Origin of the sequence: Streptomyces sp. NPDC127068, assembly GCF_042724695.1 — a bacterium.
Lineage (GTDB): Bacteria > Actinomycetota > Actinomycetes > Streptomycetales > Streptomycetaceae > Streptomyces.
This window is the reverse complement of the sequence record NZ_JBHXEN010000023.1, coordinates 89,303-108,899: the sequence shown is the minus strand read 5'-3', so window position 1 is coordinate 108,899 and position 19,597 is coordinate 89,303. Positions and strand designations below refer to the sequence as shown.

15 protein-coding genes are annotated in these 19,597 nt (G+C 73.8%); 11 read left to right on the top strand and 4 right to left on the bottom strand.

Features of this window, described 5'->3' with window-relative positions; translation table 11 throughout:
• Nucleotides 1-218 precede the first annotated feature (218 nt).
• Nucleotides 219-482 carry a hypothetical protein gene (locus ACFWIA_RS16870; RefSeq protein WP_387005242.1) on the top strand — a complete coding sequence of 88 codons (264 nt, stop codon included), beginning with the start codon at nucleotides 219-221 and terminating at the stop codon, nucleotides 480-482.
• 2 nt (nucleotides 483-484) lie between these two features.
• Here the strand turns inward: ACFWIA_RS16870 and ACFWIA_RS16865 are convergent, their stop codons facing one another.
• Nucleotides 485-1,093: a TetR/AcrR family transcriptional regulator gene (locus ACFWIA_RS16865; protein ID WP_387005239.1), complete on the bottom strand. Its 609-nt coding sequence runs from the start codon at nucleotides 1,091-1,093 to the stop codon at nucleotides 485-487.
• Nucleotides 1,094-1,179: 86 nt separating this feature from the next.
• On the opposite strand from ACFWIA_RS16865, the gene ACFWIA_RS16860 reads away from it, so the two are divergent.
• From ACFWIA_RS16860 to ACFWIA_RS16820, 9 genes are all read left to right on the top strand, one after another.
• Nucleotides 1,180-2,175: an LLM class oxidoreductase gene (locus ACFWIA_RS16860; protein WP_387005236.1), complete on the top strand. Its 996-nt coding sequence runs from the start codon at nucleotides 1,180-1,182 to the stop codon at nucleotides 2,173-2,175.
• A gap of 104 nt (nucleotides 2,176-2,279) precedes the next feature.
• Nucleotides 2,280-2,792: a flavin reductase family protein gene (locus tag ACFWIA_RS16855; protein WP_387005234.1), complete on the top strand. Its 513-nt coding sequence runs from the start codon at nucleotides 2,280-2,282 to the stop codon at nucleotides 2,790-2,792.
• 9 nt (nucleotides 2,793-2,801) lie between these two features.
• Nucleotides 2,802-3,920, top strand: a complete 1,119-nt coding sequence (locus tag ACFWIA_RS16850) for a CdaR family transcriptional regulator (protein ID WP_387005232.1) — start codon at nucleotides 2,802-2,804, stop codon at nucleotides 3,918-3,920.
• Nucleotides 3,921-4,076: 156 nt separating this feature from the next.
• The gene (locus ACFWIA_RS16845) at nucleotides 4,077-5,204 is read left to right on the top strand and encodes a glycerate kinase (protein WP_387005229.1); all 1,128 of its coding nucleotides are present in this window, start codon (nucleotides 4,077-4,079) and stop codon (nucleotides 5,202-5,204) included.
• 144 nt (nucleotides 5,205-5,348) lie between these two features.
• The gene (locus tag ACFWIA_RS16840; protein WP_387005226.1) at nucleotides 5,349-6,776 is read left to right on the top strand and encodes a GntP family permease; all 1,428 of its coding nucleotides are present in this window, start codon (nucleotides 5,349-5,351) and stop codon (nucleotides 6,774-6,776) included.
• 92 nt (nucleotides 6,777-6,868) lie between these two features.
• On the top strand, nucleotides 6,869-8,914 hold the full coding sequence (locus tag ACFWIA_RS16835) for a PhoX family protein (protein WP_387005223.1): 2,046 nt from the start codon (nucleotides 6,869-6,871) through the stop codon (nucleotides 8,912-8,914).
• Between the two features lie 42 nt (nucleotides 8,915-8,956).
• The gene (locus ACFWIA_RS16830; protein ID WP_387005219.1) at nucleotides 8,957-10,666 is read left to right on the top strand and encodes a serine/threonine-protein kinase; all 1,710 of its coding nucleotides are present in this window, start codon (nucleotides 8,957-8,959) and stop codon (nucleotides 10,664-10,666) included.
• Between the two features lie 48 nt (nucleotides 10,667-10,714).
• On the top strand, nucleotides 10,715-11,194 hold the full coding sequence (locus ACFWIA_RS16825) for a pyridoxamine 5'-phosphate oxidase family protein (RefSeq protein ID WP_387005217.1): 480 nt from the start codon (nucleotides 10,715-10,717) through the stop codon (nucleotides 11,192-11,194).
• 90 nt (nucleotides 11,195-11,284) lie between these two features.
• The gene (locus ACFWIA_RS16820) at nucleotides 11,285-12,277 is read left to right on the top strand and encodes an NAD(P)/FAD-dependent oxidoreductase (RefSeq protein WP_387005214.1); all 993 of its coding nucleotides are present in this window, start codon (nucleotides 11,285-11,287) and stop codon (nucleotides 12,275-12,277) included.
• A gap of 84 nt (nucleotides 12,278-12,361) precedes the next feature.
• Here ACFWIA_RS16820 and istB read toward each other — a convergent pair whose 3' ends face one another.
• From istB to ACFWIA_RS16805, 3 genes are all read right to left on the bottom strand, one after another.
• On the bottom strand, nucleotides 12,362-13,855 hold the full coding sequence (gene istB, locus ACFWIA_RS16815) for an IS21-like element helper ATPase IstB (RefSeq protein WP_387005212.1): 1,494 nt from the start codon (nucleotides 13,853-13,855) through the stop codon (nucleotides 12,362-12,364).
• Between the two features lie 111 nt (nucleotides 13,856-13,966).
• Nucleotides 13,967-15,952, bottom strand: coding sequence for an LCP family protein (locus tag ACFWIA_RS16810; protein WP_387005211.1), 1,986 nt, complete (start codon nucleotides 15,950-15,952; stop codon nucleotides 13,967-13,969).
• Nucleotides 15,953-16,312: 360 nt separating this feature from the next.
• On the bottom strand, nucleotides 16,313-18,007 hold the full coding sequence (locus tag ACFWIA_RS16805; RefSeq protein WP_387005208.1) for a bifunctional 3'-5' exonuclease/DNA polymerase: 1,695 nt from the start codon (nucleotides 18,005-18,007) through the stop codon (nucleotides 16,313-16,315).
• A gap of 210 nt (nucleotides 18,008-18,217) precedes the next feature.
• Between ACFWIA_RS16805 and ACFWIA_RS16800 the strand changes: the two genes are divergently transcribed.
• Nucleotides 18,218-19,495, top strand: a complete 1,278-nt coding sequence (locus ACFWIA_RS16800) for a DUF2786 domain-containing protein (RefSeq protein WP_387005205.1) — start codon at nucleotides 18,218-18,220, stop codon at nucleotides 19,493-19,495.
• The last annotated feature ends 102 nt before the right edge of the window (nucleotides 19,496-19,597 follow it).

The window sequence follows — 19,597 nt, the reverse complement described above, 5'->3', positions numbered from 1 at the left end:
GCCGTCGAGCCTTTCGGCGCGGGGGCCGGGAAGACGGCGGCCTGGCGATGCTCGCCGCCAGCACGGCCCGGCCGGCACATCGCGTTCAACCAGTCGATCGCGACCGACGCCGCCGGCAAGTTCCCCGCGAGCGTGCGGTGCAAGAACGCGCACGCACTCGCCTTCGCCGTTGCTGCCGGTCCGCCGACCGGACCGTCAAGCGCCACCACGTTCCCGCGTTGCGCGAGGGCGAGGTGGTGATGGTCGGTGGCTCCGCCCAGGCCATCTACGGCTGGCGCGGGGCGCGTGACGTGACGAGCGACCTCGTCGACGCTGAGGCCCGTCTCACCTATGTGGCCGTCACCCGGGCCCGGCACCGCTTCGGCCTGGGCGGCCGGTCCTGGATCAACCCGCACCCGAACGGCAACCCCGGCGCCGAGCAGGCTCCCCGTAGCCCCGAACCACCCTCCGGCCGGGACGCGTCGGGGCCCGCTCCGCGCTGAGGTCACCCCCGGGGAGCCGCCCGGACGAGTTGCGCGAGGTGGACGGCCGCGTCCCGCAGGGGGGTGTCGTCCGCGGTGACCCGGCTCAGCAGTTCGGCGCCCTCCAGCATGCTGATGACCGTTCCGGCGAGGGAACGGGCGGCCTCCGGCGCGATGCCGCTCTCCGTCAGCTTGGCCGTGACGAGGTCCCGCCACTGGGTGAGCGCCCGGGTCGCGGCCTCCTGGAGCCCGGGAACCCGGCCGATGGTCTCCAGCGCGGTGACCGCGACCGGGCAGCCGTCGGTCCACTGGGACCGTCTGAGGTCGTCGGCGAGCAGCAACGCACAGGCGGCCGTGGCCTCGGCCGGGTCGGCGGCGGAGGCGAGCCCCCGGGCGAGCATCTCGCCGAACTCCTGCGCGCCGTGGTGCATCGCCTCGATGGCGAGCTCCTGCTTGCCTCCGGGGAAGAAGTGGTAGACGGAGCTGGGTGACGCCTGGGCGGCGCCGGCGATGCGCTTGACCGAGGTGCTCTCGTACCCCTGCTGCTGGAGCAGGGCGGCCGTGGCGCGGATGATCCGGCGGCGGGTGTCGGCGTCGGACGCGCGGTGCGGCGGCGGTGCGGTGGCTGTCATGACTCCGATCCTACTGGTTGGAACGTTCAGTCCAGGATGCCGTACGCTCTGGACTGAACGTTCCAACCAGAGAGTGGATGAGCACGATGACAGCAGCAGCACCGGCGTCCGGATGGGCGGGTCACCCCGGCTACGGGCGCATGTTCGCCCCGGGGGAACTGACCGTGGGGCTCTTCCTGCCCCTGTGGCCGTACGCGGGGGACATGACCGCGCTGCGCGGGCACACGGAGGTCGTCCAGCAGGCCGACCGCGGGGGATTCGCCGCCGCCTGGGTCCGGGACGTGCCGTTGGCCGACCCCTCCTTCGGTGACGTGGGCCAGGTGTACGACCCGTGGACCGCGCTGACCTGGATCGCCGCGCACACCTCCCGCATCTCCCTCGCCACCGGCAGCGTGGTCTTCCCGCTGCGGCACCCCATCGACCTGGCCAAGCAGGCGGCCTCGGTGGACCACCTCTCCGGCGGGCGCCTGGTGCTCGGTGCGGCCTCCGGCGACCGCCCGGTCGAGTTCCCCGCGTACGGCCTGGACCACGCGGTGCGCGGCGCCCGGTACCGGGAGACCGTCGACGCCTTCCGCGGGCTGCTGGAAGGGACGCAGCCGGGTGGGCCCGGCGGCGCCCACCTGCTGCCGAAGCCGGTGAACGGACGGATACCGCTGCTGGTCACGGGCTCCTCCCAGCAGTCCCCGCAGTGGATCGCCGAGCACGCGGACGGCTGGCTGGTCTATCCGATGGCCACCGCCACCGCCGAAGGACCCCGCGCCCTCGGCCGCAAGATCGAGACCTGGCGGAACCTGGTCCCCGGGCAGGAGTTCCGCCCGGTCGCCACCAACGAGTGGATCGACCTGGTCGAGGACCCGAAGCACCCGCCGACCCCGTTGCGCGGCGGCTTCGTCCTGCGCACCGGCACGGAAGGGCTGCTCGAACTGCTCGGCCGTTGGAAGGCCGCCGGGGTCAACCACGGCGCCCTCGGCGTGCAGCACGGTCGGCGGCCGGCGGCGGAGGTGGTGGCGCAGCTCGTGGCGGAGGTCGTCCCGCACTTCCCCGCGTTGGAGTCCGCCGCGCCGCTGGCCCCCGCGTGGTGACCCCGCCCCGGCCCGCGGACCCCGTAGACCCTGCGGACCCCGTAGACCCCGCGGGTCCCGGTGCGCCCGGGGAGGCGGCGGACCCCGGCGCGTTCCGCGCGGCGATGCGGCACTGGGCGACGGGCGTCGCGGTCATCACCACCCAGAGCCCCCGGGGACCGCACGGCATGACCGTCAACTCCCTGCTCTCGGTCTCGCTCGACCCGCCCACCGTGCTGATCTCGCTGAAGCGCGGCAGCCGCACCGAGGGCGTCATCGAACGGACCGGACGCTTCACCGTGAACGTCCTCACCGCCGGGCAACACGCCCTGGCCGACCGCTTCACCCGGCGCCGCGCGTTCGGCGAGGAGGAGTTCGCGGGGGTGGCGCACCGGCCGTCCCCCGGTGGCGGCGGGCCGGAGCTGGCGGGCAGCGCAGCCGTCTTCAGCTGTGCGGTGACCCGGCGGATCGAGGTCGGCGACCACACCCTGGTGGTCGCCGAGGCGACCGACGTCCGGGCGGAGCCCACCGGGGGAGTCGACGGGCCGCTCGTCTACGCGGGCCGGCGCTACCGCACCCTCACCGAAGGGGACCCGGCTCCCGAAACGGTCCCCGAACGGTCGGCCGGCACGCTATAGAGTCCCCGGATGATTGCAGAGTCCAACGCTCAGGCGATCGTCGACGACGTCGTGGCCCGGCTCGGGGTCCGGGTCAACGTCATGAACGAGCACGGCGTGATCATCGCCAGCAGCGACCGTTCCCGCGTGGGCACCGTGCACGGCGGGGCCCTGCGGGTCCTGCGCACGGGGGCCCCGCTGTCGGTGAGCGCCGGCGAGGCCGAGGAGTGGGGCGGCACCCGCGCCGGGGTGAACCTCCCGCTGACGGTCGACGGCCGGACCGTCGGTGTCGTCGGCGTCCAGGGGGAGCCGGCCGTCGTGGGGGAGATCGCCCGGGCGGTCGTCCGGCTCGCGGAGCTGATGGTCATGCAGGAGGCGTTCCTCGGGGAGGCCGGCTGGCGGCACCAGGTGCGCCGCCAGCTGCTGGAGGACCTGATCGCCGGACGGCTGACCGAGCAGAGTTGGCAACAGCGCCAACAACTGGGCGGCTGCCGGCTGCGCGCCCCGTACGCGCTCCTCGTGGTGCGCGGCGGCCCGTTCCGGCCGGCGACGGAACCCCGTGACCCGTACCGGCTGCTGGAGGTGGACGAGCAGCTGGCGCTGATCGCCCCGGACGCCGACGCCCGGACGTGGGTGGTGGCCGGCAGCGGGGCGTCCGCCGCGGTGCGGCACCGGCTGACCGGACCGGGCACGGCGCACCCGCCCGCGGCGGTGCTGGACGCCGGCTCCGCGCAGGACTTCACCGCGCTCGCCGACCTGGTGGCACGGGCCGGGCTCGCGCTCCGCTCCGGGTTCACCGGGCACACCACCCTGCGGGACCTCGAAGTGCCGGTGCTGCTCGCGCGGCTCGACCGGGCGGACCGGACCGCGGCGGCCGACCGGGTGCTCGGCGCCCTCTCCATCGAACTCCGCCACACGCTCCGCGTGTACTTCGCCCAGGACTGCGGGGTCCTGGAGGCCGCCGAGCGGCTGCGGGTGCACCGCAACACGCTGACCTACCGACTCCGCCGGATCTCCGAGCTGACCGGGCGGGACCCCCGGGTGTTCCGGGACGCCTTCGTGCTCCGGACCGCCCTGCACGCCGAGGAAATCGACCGGGAGGCCCCGGACGCGACCCCGCGGGGGGACGGCGGCCGACCGCGCGGGTGAACGGGGACCACCGGTCCGTGAGCGATTGTGCGCGGTGCACAAAACGCCGGCCCGAACCGTGGGCAAAGACCGTTCACCGCGCCAGTTCTGTCCGGCGGAGGAAGTGCCTAGAGTTCCGGCACACCCCAGAACACGCCTAAGGAAGGGCTGTTTCTCTTGCGCGTCGTCATCGCTCCGGACTCCTTCAAGGGCTCCCTCACCGCCGCGGCCGTGTGCGAGGCCATCGGCGTCGGTGTGCTCCGGGCCGCCCCCGACGCCGAGGTGGTCCGCATCCCCATGGCGGACGGCGGGGAGGGCACCCTCGACTGCATCGGCGCGGCCACCGGCGGTCAGGAGGTCCGGCTGGACGTCAGCGGCCCGCTGGGCGCCCCGGTCACCGCCCGGTACCTGCTGGGCGCCGACGCCACCTCGGCCGTGGTCGAACTCGCCTCGGCCTCGGGCCTGCCGCTGCTCCCGCCCGACGGCCTGGCGCCGCTCCGGGCCGACACCACGGGCACCGGCGAACTGATCGCCGACGCCGTCCACCGCGGCGCCCGCGACGTCCTGGTCTGCGTCGGCGGCAGCGCGAGCACCGACGGGGGCACCGGGTTGCTGCGCGCCCTGGGCGCACGGTTCCTGGACGCCCGCGGACGGGAGCTGCCGCCCGGTGGCGCGGCCCTGCTCGACCTCGCCCGGATCGACCTGGACGCGGTGTCCGAAGCGGTCCGCGCGACCCGCTTCCGCATCGCCTGCGACGTGACGAACCCCCTGGTCGGACCGGAGGGCGCCGCCGCGGTCTTCGGTCCCCAGAAGGGCGCGACCCCCGCCGAGGTGGAACTGCTCGACCGGGCGCTGACCCGCTTCGCCGACGTCCTCGCCGAGGAGTGCGGCACCTCGGTCCACCACCTTCCCGGCGCCGGCGCCGCCGGGGGCACCTGCGGCGGGATGCTGGCCGTCCTGGACGCCGCGGCGCTGCCCGGCTGCGAACTCGTCGCCGCGGCCGTCGGACTCCCGGCCGCCCTCGTCGGCGCCGATCTGGTGATCACCGGCGAGGGCCGGTTGGACCGGCAGAGCGCCGGCGGCAAGGTGGTCTCCCACGTCGCCCGGCTCGCCGCCGAGCACCGGGCGCCCGCCGTGGTCCTCGCGGGCCAGCTCGTCCCCCCGCTCTCCCCCCTCCACGACCTGGGGCTGACCGCCGCGTTCAGCATCGCCGACGGCCCCCGCACCCTCGCCGAGATGACCCGGTCCGCCCCCGCGCTGCTGGCCGACACGGCCGAACAGGTGGTCCGACTGCGGGCCTCCTGACACCGGCCCCCACCCCGTACGCCCCTTTCACGCCCCCCGCACCCCCGCCCGGGCACCCCCATGCCCGCGTTCCCCGACCGGCCCGTGCCCCGCCACCGGTCCCGTCCCCGTCCCCGTTCGTCCCCACCCACTCGCAGGAGCACCATGGACACCGTAGGTCCCGCCCTGCTCGCCGCCCTGGCGGTGAGCATCGGGCTCATCATCGTTCTGTGCGGGAAGTTCCGTCTGCACCCCTTCCTCTCCATCGTGCTCTCGACCTACGCCTTCGGCCTGATGGCCATGGGGATCGGCGCGGTCACGGACGCGGACCGGAAGTTCGTCGACAACCTCGGCGGCACCATCGCGGAGGGCTTCGGCGGCATCCTCGCCAGCATCGGACTGGTGATCCTCTTCGGCACCATCATCGGCAAGGTGCTGGAACGCACGGGAGCCGCCGTCACCCTCGCCGAAGGGGTCCTGAAGGTCATAGGCAAGCGGCACCCCGCCCTCGCCATGTCCGTCATGGGCTGGGTCGTCTCGGTGCCGGTCTTCTGCGACTCCGGTTACGTCGTCCTCTCCCCGCTCCAGCGCTCGATCGCCCGCAAGACGGGCAAGAACCCGGTCGTCCTCGGCACGGCACTCGCCACCGGCCTGTACGCCTCGCACACCTTCGTCCCCCCGACGCCCGGCCCGATCGCCGCCGCGGGCAACGTGGGCATCGGGTCCGACGGGCTGATCTGGGTCATCCTCTTCAGCATCCCCGTCTCCCTGGTCGCCGCCGGCGCGGGCCTGTTCTGGGCGCTGCGCCGCACCGGTGACCTGAAGAGCAAGCTCCCCGACGCCGAGCAGACCTTCGAGGAGTACAAGGAGCAGTTCGAGCGCCTGCCCAGCATCGGCCGTGCCCTCGCCCCGATCCTGGTGCCCATCGCGCTGATGGCGATCGGTTCCGTCGCCTCCTTCCCGTCCGGCGGCGGCACCCTGGTGGAGGGCACGTTCGGGGCCTTCCTCACCGACCTCGGGGCACCCGTCAACGCGCTGCTCATCGGCGTTCTGCTCGCCCTGGCGCTGCTGCCGCCGAAGTACGACGCCAAGGCCCTCACCACCTGGGTCGCCGAAGGGCTCGTCGACGCCGCCCCGATCCTGGTGATCACCGGTGCCGGCGGCGCGTTCGGCGCGGTCATCAAGGGCACCCCGATCGCCGACTACATCGCGTCCCTCATCGGCGACGGCTCGGCGGTCGGCGGGGTCACCGCCCTGCTGGTCCTCTTCGGTCTCGCCGCGCTCCTCAAGACCGCGCAGGGCAGCAGCACCGCCGCGCTGATCATCACGTCCACCCTGGCCCAGCCGCTGCTGCCGGCGCTGGGGCTCGACGGGACGCTCGGCTCGATCCCGATCGGGCAGGTCATGGCGGTGCTCGCGATCGGCGCGGGGGCGATGGTCGTCAGCCACGTCAACGACTCGTACTTCTGGGTCGTCTCCCAGTTCTCCGGCATGGACGTCAAGACCGCGTACCGCGCCCAGACCGCGGCCACCCTCGTCCAGGGCCTCACCGCGCTCGCCTTCGTCCTGGTCCTCGGCGCGGCGCTGCTGTAACACCGCGCCGCCCGTCCGCACCGCCCCCGCCCCGTCCGCACCGCGGAACCGCTCGACCCGGCCACCGGCGCGCCCGCGCCAGAGGAGGAACCGTGTACCGACCGCTGCCGTTGCTGCACCACGACACCCCGCACCCGGGTGGACGTTCCGCGCTCACCTGCCGCTACCGCTGCGGTGACGCCTGCTTCCAGGAGGTGCCCAACACCAGCGCCAACGCGTACGCCGGGGACGTGATCGCCGCTGCCGTGTCCCGGCGCGCGGTGGTGCGCGGCGCGGCGGTGCTGACGGTGGCCGCCGCGGTCGGGGCCGGGGCGGTGACCGGGGCGGCCCCGGCCGCCGCCCGGCCCCGCCACCCCGGCGGCGAAGGACGGGACGGGGCGCGCGGGCTGCGGTTCACGCCCGTGCAGCCCAACACCCGGGACGCCGTGGTCGTCCCCCCGGGGTACCGGCAGGACATCGTGATCAAGTGGGGCGACCCCCTCTTCCCGGGCGTCCCGGACTTCGACCCGGACCGCCAGTCGGCGCGCGCCCAGGCCCGCCAGTTCGGCTACAACAACGACTTCCTCTCGCTGCTCCCGCTGCCGGGGGAACCGGGCCGTCAGGTCATGGTGGCCAACCACGAGTACACCAGCGAGTGGTTGATGTTCCGCGGGTACGACGCCGAGAACCCGACCCGGGAACAGGTGGAGACCGCCTGGGCGGCGCACGGCCTGTCGGTGGTCGTGGTGCAGGAGGAGCGCGGATCGGGCCGGCTGCGTCCCGTGCTCGGGCACCGGCTCAACCGGCGGGTCACCGCCTCGACGCCGATGCGCCTGACGGGTCCGGCCGCCGGCGCCGCCCTGGTGCGGACCACGGCCGACCCGAGCGGTACGCGGGTGCTCGGCACCTTCAACAACTGCGCGGGCGGGGAGACGCCGTGGGGCACCACCCTGCACGGCGAGGAGAACATCCACATGTACTTCGCCCACGCGGGCCGCGAGACGGACCGGCGGTACGGGCTCCCGCGGGGCGCCACCGAACGCAAGTGGGAGCGGTTCGACGAACGCTTCGACGCCACCCGGGAGCCCAACGAGCCCCACCGCTTCGGCTGGGTGGTCGAACTGGACCCGTACGACCCCGACTCGGTGCCGCGCAAAAGGACGGCGCTCGGCCGGTTCAAGCACGAGGGCGCCCAACCCCGGCTCACCCACGACGGTCGGCCCGTGGTGTACCTCGGCGACGACGAACGGTTCGAGTACTTCTACAAGTTCGTCTCGTCGAAACGGATGCGCAAGGGCCGTTCACGGGCCGCCCGCGAACACAACCTCACCCTCCTGGACGAGGGCACCCTCTACGTCGCCCGGCTCACCGGCGACAGCCCCGGCGAGGTCGACGGCAGCGGAGTCCACCCGCAGGACGGCGAGTTCGACGGAACCGGCACCTGGATACCGCTCGCCACCGGCGACGTGTCCCACGTCCCGGGGATGACGGCCGAGGAGGTCCACGTGTTCACCCGGCTCGCCGCCGACCGGGTGGGCGCCACCAAGATGGACCGCCCCGAGGACGTGCAGCCCTCCCCGCGCACGGGCCGCGTGTACGTGGCGCTGACCAACAACAGCGAGCGGGGCAAGCCGGGCAAGCCCGGAGCCGACGAGGCCAACCCGCGCCACCTCAACAAGCACGGGCAGATCCTGGAACTCGTCGAGCACGGGAACGACCCGGCCCGCGACACGTTCGTCTGGCGCCTCTTCCTGGTCGCCGGGGACCCGCAGGACCCGGCCACCTACTTCGCGGGCTTCCCCAAGGACCGGGTGAGCCCGATCTCCTGCCCCGACAACCTCACCTTCGACCCCCACGGCAACATGTGGATCTCCACGGACGGCAACAACCTCGGGGTCAACGACGGCCTCTTCGGGGTCGCCACCCACGGCGAACGGCGCGGGGAGCTGAAGCAGTTCCTCACCGTCCCGGTCGGCGCCGAGACCTGCGGGCCCGTCGTCCAGGAACGCCGGGTGCTGGTCGCGGTCCAGCATCCCGGCGAGACGGACGGCGCCACGGCCGAACGGCCCGGGAGCACCTGGCCCGAAGGGCCGGGCACGCTGGTGCGCCCCGCGGTCGTGGCGGTGTGGCCCGAGGACGGCGGTCGCATCGGCGGGTGACCCGGGCCGGGCGGTGCCCCGTCGTCTCGTATGCTCCGGGCCATGAGCGGTGGTGGGGATACCGGAAGACGGGTCATCGACGGGCGTTTCGCGCTGGAGGCCCGGCTCGGCGGTGGCGGCATGGGCATGGTGTGGCGGGCCAGGGACCTGGTCCTCGACCGTGCCGTCGCGCTGAAGGAGGTGCGACCCTCGGACCCGGACCTCGCCGAGTACGACCCCGAGGCGGCCCGCCTGCTGCGCGCCCGGGTGCTGCGCGAGGCCCGCGCGCTGGCCCGGGTCGAGCACCCGAACGTCGTCACCATCCACCACATCGTCGACGGCGGCGACACCACGTACCCCTGGCTCGTGATGGAGCTGGTGAGCGGCGGTTCGTTGCAGGACCGGCTGGAACGCGGGCCGATGGCGCCCGCCGAAGCGGCCGTCCTCGGCCGGGAGCTGCTGGCCGCGCTGCGCGCCGCGCACGCCGTCGGCATCCAGCACCGGGACGTCAAGCCCGCGAACGTGCTGCTGCGCCCGGACGGCCGGCCCGTCCTCACCGACTTCGGCATCGCCGCGATCCGCGAGTCGACGGTGCTGACCGCCACCGGGTCGATCATCGGGACGCCGGACTTCATGGCCCCCGAGCGGATCACCGGCGAGCGCGGGGGATCCGCCTCCGACCTGTGGTCGCTGGCGATGATGTTGTACGTGGCGGTCGAGGGCCACCACCCGCTGCGCCGGGCCACCACCCTCGCGACGCTCGCCGCGGTCCTCAACGAGCAGTTGCCGCCGCCGACCAGAGCCGGGGCGCTCACCCCCGTACTGGCCGCCCTGCTGGTCAAGGACCCCGCCGCCCGCCCCGCTCCGGAGACCGTGGACCGGATGCTCGCCGACGCCGCCGCCTGGGACACGGCGTACCCGGTGCACGGCACGGGGCCGGGGCCGTCCGGGACCCCGCCGCCTGCGGTGACGGGCACCGTGCAGGGCCCCGCCACCTCGTACCGGCTCACGCCCCCGACCGGCATCCCGCAGCTCGGCACCCCGCCCACGAGCACCGGCACCGGCACGGGGCCCGAGCGCGACGGACGGCGGCGGCGACGCTCCCGTCGGATCGCGGTCGGGTCCTCCGCGCTGAGCACCCTGGTCCTGGGCGCCCTGTTGTGGCAGTTCCTGCCCCGACCGGGCGGCGACGGCGACGCCGCCGGTGCCGATCCCGCCCGCAGCGCCCCGACCGCCGGGGGCACCGCCACGGCCTCGCAGCCGCCGGCCGCCGGGGCGGCCCGCACCCCGGCCTCCGACGGGAAGTCGAAGCCGAAGAGCAGGGACCTGCTCACCCCCGACGGCATCCGGTTCGCGCTCGCGCAACTGCGCGAGGAGACCGGGTCCGACCGGGTCGGCGGACTCACCGTCTACCCGGAACACGTCTCCGCCACCGTCCTCCTCAAGGGCAGCGACCGGAAGTTCGACCGCTACCTCTACCGCGTCGACACGGGCCCGATGAAGTTGCCCGCGAGCGGCACCCTGCCGAGCAGCGACCGTCCGTTGTCGCTGCGGCAGTTCGACTGGGACGTCGTTCCGGCGCTGCTGAAGCGTGCGGAGAAGGACCTCAAGGTCGCGGAGCCGACCTCCCGCTACCTGGTCGTCAACCCGCCCAGCACCGCCTTCGGCACCCCGACGAGCCTGTCCGTCTACTTCGCCGACGAGTACGGCGGCGGATACCTCAAGGCCGACGTCAAGGGGAAGGTGATCAGCGTCCACCCCTCCGAGTCCTGACCCGACCCGTACCCCTGCGCCACCCCGCACCACCTTGGGAGTCACCCGATGTCCGCACCGGACCCCGTCCCCGCCCCGGCCACCGTGTCCGGAGGCGACCCCCGCACCCCACGTCCCGACGACGCACCGGAGTTCCTCGACTTCTGGCGGGAGCGGCACATCGGTTTCCTGTCGACCGCCCGCCCCGACGGTTCGCACCACCTGGTGCCGGTGGGCGTGACCTACGACCCCGACGCCGGCATCGCCCGGGTGATCTCCAGCGCCACCAGCCGCAAGGTGCGCAACGTGCTCGCCGCCGGGCCCGGTGCGCGGGCCTCCGTCGGCCAGGTGGACGGGCGTCGCTGGTCGACGCTGGAGGGGCCGGCCGTGGTCCGCGACGATCCGGAGTCCGTCGCGGAGGCGGAGGCCCGGTACGCCGAGCGCTACCGGACCCCCCGGGTCAACCCCCAGCGGGTCGTCATCGAGATCACCGTGACCCGGGCCATGGGTTCGGTGCGCAGGACCGCCCCGGCGACCCCCGCCCCCTGACCGACCGCCCCGATCATTTTTCGCGGAAACGGCAACATTGTTTGCCCGTACCGGGACTCCCGGCGCAGGCTGCCGGTGGAGGTGATCGCGATGGGCGACACGAGGGACGACACGGGGAAGACGACCGGTGCGGGGCCGACCGGTCAGGGCGCGTACGACGTGGTGGTCGTCGGGGGCGGGGCGGCCGGGTTGAGCGCCGCGCTGGTCCTGGCCCGGGCCCGCCGCCGGGTCGCCGTGGTCGACGCGGGGGAGCCGCGCAACGCACCGGCGGGGCACGTGCACGGATTCCTCACCCGCGACGGCACGCCCCCCGCGGAACTCCTCGCCCTGGGGCGGGCGGAGGTCGCCGGGTACGGGGCGGAGCTGCTCCGCGGCCGGGTCGAACACGTCGAGCCCGGGTTCGTGGTCCGGCTGGACGGCGGCGCGGTGCTGCTCGCCCGCCGGGTCCTCGTCGCCACCGGGCTGCGCGACGAACTGCCCGAGCTCCCCGGGGTGCGGGAGCACTGGGGCGCCGGGGTGCTGCACTGCCCCTACTGCCACGCCCACGAGGTGCGTGACCAACCCCTCGGGGTCCTCGGTACGGGGCAGGGCGCCGTCGCCCAGGCGCTGTTGGTGCGCCAGTGGTCCCCGGACGTGGTGCTGTTCGCGCACACCCTGCGGCTGTCCGAGGACGACCGGGAACGGCTGGACGCACGCGGGGTGCGCATCGTGGCGGGCGAGGTCAAGGCCCTGACCTCCGAGGACGGGCGACTGTCCGGGGTGGAACTGGCGGACGGCCGGGCGGTGCCGCGGACGGCGGTCTTCGTCTTCCCCCGCATGGTGCCGCGGGACGAACTGCTCACCCGGCTCGGCTGCGTCCGGGACGAGGAGGGACGGGTCCCGGTCGGGCCGTCCGGCCGGACCGCGGTGCCCGGGGTGTGGGCGGTCGGCAACGCCGTCGACCCGCGGGCCCTCCTGGTGATGGCGGCGGGCGCGGGCGCCGCGGCGGCCTTCGAACTCCACCACGACCTGGTCGCCGAGGAGACGGAGGCCGCCGTCCTGGCGGCACGTGCAGCGGACGGTGGAGTGCCCCCGGGCGGGTGACCGGCGGTTCCGGTTCCGTGCGGTTCCGGGTCCGTACGGTTCCGGTTCCGTTCCGGGGGCGGCCGGGCGCGGCGGCCCGGCCGGTCAGCGGCCTTCCGCGTGGAACGCCGCCGGCCGGTCGTGGCCCCGGGTGCGGTAGCTGCCGCCCTGGAGGGTGACGACCTCGGCGTGGTGGACCAGCCGGTCCAGCAGGGCGGTGGTCACGGGGGTGTCCCCGAAGACCTCCGTCCAGCGGGCGAACGGCTTGTCGCTGGTGACGACGACGGACGTCCGTTCGTACCGGTGGGAGACCAGCCGGAACAGCAACTGCGTCTCGTCCGGGGTGAACGACACGTACCCGATCTCGTCCACGACGATCACCGGGTACCGGTCGAGGCGGGCGATCTCCTCGGTGAGCCGTCCCGCGGAACGAGCGGCGGCGAGCCGGGCGGCCCACTCCGCGCCGGTGGCGAACAGCACCGCGTGCCCCGCGCGGCAGGCCCGCACGCCGAGGGCGACGGCGAGGTGGGTCTTGCCGGTGCCGGGCGGGCCGAGGAACACCGCGTTGGCACGGTCGTCCACGAAGCCGAGGGCGCCCAGCCGGGCGATCGTCTTCCGTTCTTGGGGCCGCTGTTGGTCACCGGCGAAGTCCTCCAGCGTCTTGCGGGAGGGGAAACCGGCGGCGTGGATGCGGTCCTCCGCGGTGGCGGGGACGGGCACGTCCGCGCGGTCGCGGGGGGAACCCTGCGGGGGGATGGTGTTCCGGCGGGCCGGGACCGACGGGCGGACGGTGTGGGCGTCCTCCGGGTGGCCGCCGGCCGTCGGCGCGTCCGGACCGGTCTGCCGGACCGTCCATGGGGACGGGTCGGAGGGGCCGGGGGCGTCGTCCGCCACCGGTTCGACGGGCCTGGTGTGGTCCGCCAGCGTCGGGCGCTTCCCGTAGGTCTTGCGGGGGTGGGCCCGGCGCCGCACGTCCCCGTCGCCCGGCCCGTGGTCGTCGCCGTAGCCGAGGTCACCGCCGTCGTCGTGCCCGGGGTCCTGGCGGCTGTGGGACTCCATCGGGCCCGACATGTAGGCGAGGATCGCCGCCGACAGGATGAACGCCATGTGGATCACCGTCCCCCACAGCAACGAGTGCTGTGAGGTGTGGGCGACGTCCACGAACATCTGGAGCAGGTGCACCGAGGAGATGCCCACGATGGCGGTCGCGAGCTTCACCTTGAGGACGTTGGAGTTGACGTGGGACAGCCACTCCGGCTGGTCGCGGTGGCCCTGGAGACCGATGCGGGAGACGAAGGTCTCGTACCCGCCGACGATCACCATGATGAGCAGGTTGGCGATCATCACGACGTCGACCAGCTTCAGTACGGCGAGCATGACGTGCGTCTCGTCGGCCTGCCCGCTCATGATGTGGGCGATCAGGTGCCACAGTTCGTTGAAGAATTTGTAGACGTAGACGCCCTGTGCCGCCACCAGCCCGAAGTACAGGGGGGCTTGGAGCCAGCGGGTGGCGAACAGCGCGTAACCGATGTAGGAGGCGGCGTAACTCCTGACGTCCGGCTTGGACGACGCGGACGTGGCGGGACCGAGCAACGGCATCTCCCAGGGTGGTGTGGGGGCGTGGCGATCGGCGGGGGAACCGACCGCGTACACGCTTCCAACGACCCGATGGAGGGGTGCGTCACCGCTGTTGTTCTCGTGGACGGTGTGCTAGGCAGCGCACATCTTCGTGTCGCCCTGCACCTTCTTCACCCCCTTGGGGGGCTTGTTCGACGGCTTGATCGGGATGCCCGGGCCCTTGAAGTCGGCACCCAGCGTCAACGTCATGGGTTCCTTCGAGGCCGCGTCCGATCCCGTCCGCGGCTTGAGGGCCTTCGCGGGAAGCCCCATCAGATCGGCAACCGCACGGGCCTGCGCCACCTGGTCGGGTGCGTACTCCAACGTCGTCTTCGCCGCCTTCGCGGGCGCGTTGCTCTTGTTGACCGCGCCGGGCACGCCCTGCGCGTCCACCAGCCAGGTGACCGTGGTGCTGGCGGCGCCCACCAACTCCCCGCCGTTGTACACGTCGACGCTGATCTCCGAGGGCTTCGCGCGGGGGCCCTTCAACACGGCGTCCTGCTTGCTCTTGGCGGCCTTCTCCTTCTTCTTGACCTCCGTCAACGACACGTCGTTCTTGAGGACGTCGAAGATCTGCGGCGCGCGGTTGGGGTCGAGGACGACGGTGATCGGGGTCGGCTCCGCCGGGTTGTCGATCACGGGGACCGTGGTGAAGCTGATGTTCTTCAGGTCGATGCGGCCCAACTCCTTGGCGAGTGCCGTGAGTTTGGGAACGGTGCCGATGCCGGTGTCCACGGTGAGGTTCTTCGTCATGGCGTCCGCGAGCGAGAACATCTTCGTCGGGCTGTCGAGGAAGTCGCTCTTCGCCTTGCGGATCACCGAGGCCACGAACTTCTGTTGCATCTCGATGCGGTCGAGGTCGCTGCCGTTCTTGGTGCCCGCGCGGCTGCGGACGAAGGCGAGCGCGTCCTCGCCCTCGATGGTGTGCGACCCGGCCCCCAGGTCGAGCTTGGCCTTCACGTCCCGCACCGGCTTGTCCAGGCAGACCTCCACGCCGTTGAGCGCGGAGGTCAGCGTCTTGACGGCGTTGAAGTCCACCATCATGAAGTGGTCCAGCTTCAGCCCGGTGATCTCCGCGACCGTCCGCATGGTGCACCCCGGGTCCCGCCCCTCCTGTCCGAAGGAGTTGTTGAAGCGGGTGCCCGGGGTGCCGGGTATGACCTCCTCGGACCCGTCCGGCTGCTTGGTCGGGCAGTCCGGTATGTCGGTGATGAGGTCGCGGGGGATGCTCAACGCGGTCGCGTTCGTCCGGTCGGCGGCCACGTGGAACAGGAACGTCGTGTCGGCGTGGCCCGCGCTGCCCTTGTCCCCGTAACCGGCGTTGCCCTTGCCGGTGCGCTTGTCGGTGCCGAGGACCAGGATGTTCAACGGGCGTCCCGAGAGCTTCTTGTTGCCGCTGCCGGCGTCCCCGATGTCGACGGTGTCGATGTTGCCGCCGAGCCGCTCGTAGAGGTAGTAGGCGCCGGCGGAGGTGCCCACGAGCACCACGCCCAGGATTCCGCCGGTCCACATCAGGACCTTCTTCTTCCGCGACTTCTTCGGCTTGCGCCCCCGCCGGCCGCTCGCCTCCGCGGTGTTCTCCTCGTCACGGCCGCCCGGCGCGGACGGCTGTGCGGAACGGGACCGGGACCGGTTGCGGCTGCGGGAGCCGCCGGAACGATTCCCCGCCCGTGTCCGGCCACCGTCGTCCTCGGCATCGGCGTTAGCTTCGGCATCGGCATCGGCGGCGTCGTACCGCCGGTCGTCCGCGTCGACCCCGGCGCCCCCGTCGCTGCGTCGACCCCGCCGGCCCCTGCCGCCCCGGTCGGCAGGGTCGGTTTCGTAGGGGGCGCCGTAGTCGTCGGGCTCACCGAAGGGGGCGCCCGGCTCCTCGTGCGGGTCGTTCCTGCGCCGCCGACCCCGCTGCCCGGGGAGCGGTCGGTCGGGGGCCTGGGCACCGCTGTGCCCCCCACGGGCTGCGGGTGGTTCCTGTGCGTCGTCGAGGCGTAGCTCGTACGCGCCGGTCTGCGGGTTGCGTACCCACAGGTCGGCGGCGTCGAACTCGTCCTCGTCCGCCCCTCCACGATGGTGCGCGTTCATACCTCGCCTGGCTCCTCTGCGCTGTCCTGTGCGGCGCTCTCCCCCCGAGGAGATGCCGGGGACACCATGACGGTTGTGCGGAACCGAGGAAGCCGTGGGTCCCACCCGGTGGGGGACCCCCTCCGCTGCGGTTCCACCGTTTCTCTTCCGTGACCTTTTGCCCCTGCCGGAAGTATCAGAGCGTGTCACGCGCTTCGGGAGGCGTGTCGAGGTGTGTCTTACGTGAGAAACGCAACGCGAAGAAAGCGCTTTTTTCCTACAACCTTTCACCGACCGGGCGAATGCCTGTTCCCTCCGCTGGTCGGCGAGGTTTCCTATGAGCGCTCTGTCACGATTCGCCGGCCGCGCTCTTGGGTCCGGTCACTTCGCGTCGGCGTAGCACTCCACCGCCGCCGTGGTGAACGGGAAGCGCACGGGGGTCGGGCCGAAGGTGAGGTGGGCGGCGGTGGCGGCGGCGTCCCGGATCGCCGCCGTGACCTGGGGGACCTCCTCCGCGGGGCAGTGCACGATGACCTCGTCGTGCTGGAAGAACACCAGCTCGGCCCGGAGGTCGGCGCAGGCCGCGCGCAGGGCGGCCAGGAGCAGCAGGGTCCAGTCCGCCGCGCTGCCCTGGACCACGAAGTTGCGGGTGAAGCGGCCCCGGGCGCGGGTGTGGGGCGAGGCGTAGCCGGGGGTGAACTCGCCGCCCCCGGTGGTCGGCTCGGCGCCGTCCACGGGTTGGGGCAGGCCCGCCTCCTCCAGGTCCGCGTCTGCGGAGCCCGCCGCGGGGGGACAGGTCCGGCCCAGCCAGGTGCGGACGAGGCGGCCCTCCTCGCCGGCGCGGGCCGCCTGGTCCACGTACTCCACCGCCTTCGGGAACCGGCGGCGCAGCGCGGCGAGGTTCTTCAGGCCGTCGCCCGAGGTTTGGCCGTAGATCGCGCCGAGGACGGCGAGCTTCGCCTGTTCGCGGTCGCCGGCGAAGGCCCGCTCCGACACCTCCTGGTACAGGTCGGTGGGCCGGCCGGCGACCTCCATCAGACCGGGGTCGCGGGAGATCGCGGCCAGCACCCGGGGCTCCATCTGGTCGGCGTCGGCCACCACCAGGCGCCAGCCGGGGTCGGCGACCGCGGCACGGCGGATCACCTTGGGGATCTGGAGCGCGCCGCCGCCGTTGGTGACCCAGCGGCCGGTGACCGTGCCGCCGGGCAGGTACTCGGGGCGGAACCGGCCGTCGCGCACCCAGTCCGCCAGCCACGACCAGCCGTGCGCCACATGGATGCGGTACAGCTTCTTGTACGCGAGGAGGGGCCGCACCGCGGGGTGGTCGATCTCCTCCAACTCCCAGCGGCGGGTGGACCGCACCTTCGTGCCCGCCCGGGCGAACGCCTTCACCACGTCCGCCGGGAGGTCGGGGCGCACCCGGTGCCCGAACGCGGCCGACACCTCGTCCGCCAGCTCGGCCAGGCGCCGCGGCTCCCCGCCCGCGTACCGCTCGCCGAGCAGTTCGTGCAGCACCTCGCGGTGGACGTCGGCGCGCCAGGGCAGTCCCGTCGCGTTCATCTCGGAGGCGACCAGCGTCCCCGCCGACTCGGCCGCGGTGAGCAGGCGCATCCGGTCCGGGTGGGCGGTGGCGGCGTGGCGGCGCTGCTGCTCGGCGTACACCTCCAGGAGGGCCGTCAGCGGCAGGGGCGCCGGCCGCGGTTCGAACAGCGAGGACTGCGCGCCGGGTTCCGCCGAGCGTTGCGGGGGGTCGGGCGGGACGGGGTGGTCGTGCAGCCGGGCCCAGGCCGCGGCGGCCGAGCGGGGTTCGCCGAGGCGGCCCTCGTGCCCGAGGAGCAGCGCTTCGGCGGTCTCGATGTCGTAGCACCGGGGCACGTGCACCCCGGCGGCGAGGAGCCGGGGGTGGACCTCGGTGGTCGAACGCCAGATCCACCGGGTCACCGAAGGGCGCGACCGTACGGCGGTCACGAGGTCCGGTTCGCGCACGGGGTCGGCGGCGGGCAGCCCGTCGTCACCGAGGAGGACCAGCTCCGCGCCGCCGTCCTCGGTCGGCGCCAGGGCCCACCGTTCGATCACGTTTCGATTCTGGCACCCCCCACTGACAGCACGGATGACACAGGGTGTCGACGGGAGAGGGCTGTCCACAGGGTGTGGATAACTTTCCGGAAGGAGGAGCGGGCGAGGGTTCGGCCGTCGTGGCTGCGACCATCCTGGTGAGCGGTCGCGACCGGGACGACCGCCAGAAGGAGGTACCGCGATGGTCCAGCGCACGGCGGGGGCGCGTCGATGACGACGGGACGCGACCGGTCCCGGGGTCGACCCGCGGGCCGCGGCGACGGTTCGGCGACCGGCGGCGCACGGGGCCGGGGCGCCGGACCGGGCGGCGACGCGGACGGTGACGTGGTCGGCCGGGCGTTCGCTGCGGCCCTGTACGTCGACGGGGACGCCGGGCTGGACGCCGGGGCCTCGCTGCTCGCCGCCGCCCCGGACGCCGACCCCGAACTCGTGCGCCGGGGGCGGGAGTTCATCGGCGGTGCCTGGCGGCGCGGCTGGCAGCCGGCCGATGTGGTGCGGTGGGTGCGCCGGGAGTTGGACGAGCCGCACGTGCGCCTCGCGGTCCGCCTCGTGCGGGGCGAGACCACCCGCTACGCACGCCTGCCGCCGCGCTGGGACGAGCAGCTGAGCGCCCTGGACGAGGCGGACGGCGCGGGGGCGGAGCCGGTGGCCGGGGCCGCGCGTTCGCTCCGCGACCACCCGGACCGCTTCTCGTGGGCCACCGCCGTCCTGGAGCTGTACCGGTTGCTGCTGCGGCTGCCCGCGATCGAGCCGGTCGGGCCCGTCCCCGGCGACCCGCTGCCCGCCCCCGTGGCCGGGGAGCCGAAGGCGCTGGGGCGGATCAGGGCGCTGCTGGCGAAGGCGGAGGCGACGACGTTCCCCGAAGAGGCGGAGGCCCTCAGTGCGAAGGCCCAGGAACTCATGGCGCGGCACAGCGTGGACGAGGCCCTGTTGGCGTCCCGCACCCGGGCGAAGACGGCGCCCGGGGCCTGTCGGATCGGGGTGGACGCCCCGTACGAGACGGCGAAGGCCGTGCTGCTGGACACCGTCGCCACGGCCAACCACTGCCGTGCCGTGTGGAACGCCGAGCTGGGTTTCTCCACGGTGGTCGGCTTCGCCTCCGACCTGGACGCGGTCGAGCTGCTGTACACCTCGCTGCTGGTCCAGGGGACGACGGCGATGACCCGTGCGGAGGCCGGGCAGCGGGCCGCCGGGCGGAAGCGGACGAAGACCTTCCGGCAGTCCTTCCTCGCCGCCTACGCCCACCGGGTGGGCGACCGCCTCACGGTGACCGCCCGCCGGGTCACCGCCACGGTGCCGGACTCCCTGCCGGTGCTCGCGGCCCGCGAGGTGGCCGTGACCGACCACGCGGAGCGGTTGTTCCCGCGGACCACCAGTACCCGGTTGCGGGGCGTGACGGACGAGGCGGGCTGGCACGAGGGCACCCGGGCGGCGGACGAGGTGTCCCTCGGGGAGCGCGGCCGGGCGGTGGACCGGCGCCGCGACTGACGGCCGGACGGGCCCGGGCGTAGCGCGCGCCCGCGGACGTGGGGGGGGGGCCGACGGGGGGGGGCCCCGGGCGGGGCGGGCGGGCGGGGGGCGCGGGGGACG

Excerpts from the sequence above, each read along its gene's own strand:
- ACFWIA_RS16840 (WP_387005226.1), top strand. The coding sequence starts at position 5,349 with ATGGACACCGTAGGTCCCGCCCTGCTCGCCGCCCTGGCGGTGAGCATC.
- ACFWIA_RS16855 (WP_387005234.1), top strand. The coding sequence starts at position 2,280 with ATGCGGCACTGGGCGACGGGCGTCGCGGTCATCACCACCCAGAGCCCC.
- ACFWIA_RS16820 (WP_387005214.1), top strand. The coding sequence starts at position 11,285 with ATGGGCGACACGAGGGACGACACGGGGAAGACGACCGGTGCGGGGCCG.
- ACFWIA_RS16860 (WP_387005236.1), top strand. The coding sequence starts at position 1,180 with ATGACAGCAGCAGCACCGGCGTCCGGATGGGCGGGTCACCCCGGCTAC.
- ACFWIA_RS16865 (WP_387005239.1), bottom strand. The coding sequence starts at position 1,093 with ATGACAGCCACCGCACCGCCGCCGCACCGCGCGTCCGACGCCGACACC.
- ACFWIA_RS16830 (WP_387005219.1), top strand. The coding sequence starts at position 8,957 with ATGAGCGGTGGTGGGGATACCGGAAGACGGGTCATCGACGGGCGTTTC.
- ACFWIA_RS16800 (WP_387005205.1), top strand. The coding sequence starts at position 18,218 with ATGACGACGGGACGCGACCGGTCCCGGGGTCGACCCGCGGGCCGCGGC.
- ACFWIA_RS16810 (WP_387005211.1), bottom strand. The coding sequence starts at position 15,952 with ATGAACGCGCACCATCGTGGAGGGGCGGACGAGGACGAGTTCGACGCC.
- ACFWIA_RS16825 (WP_387005217.1), top strand. The coding sequence starts at position 10,715 with ATGTCCGCACCGGACCCCGTCCCCGCCCCGGCCACCGTGTCCGGAGGC.
- ACFWIA_RS16850 (WP_387005232.1), top strand. The coding sequence starts at position 2,802 with ATGATTGCAGAGTCCAACGCTCAGGCGATCGTCGACGACGTCGTGGCC.
- istB (WP_387005212.1), bottom strand. The coding sequence starts at position 13,855 with ATGCCGTTGCTCGGTCCCGCCACGTCCGCGTCGTCCAAGCCGGACGTC.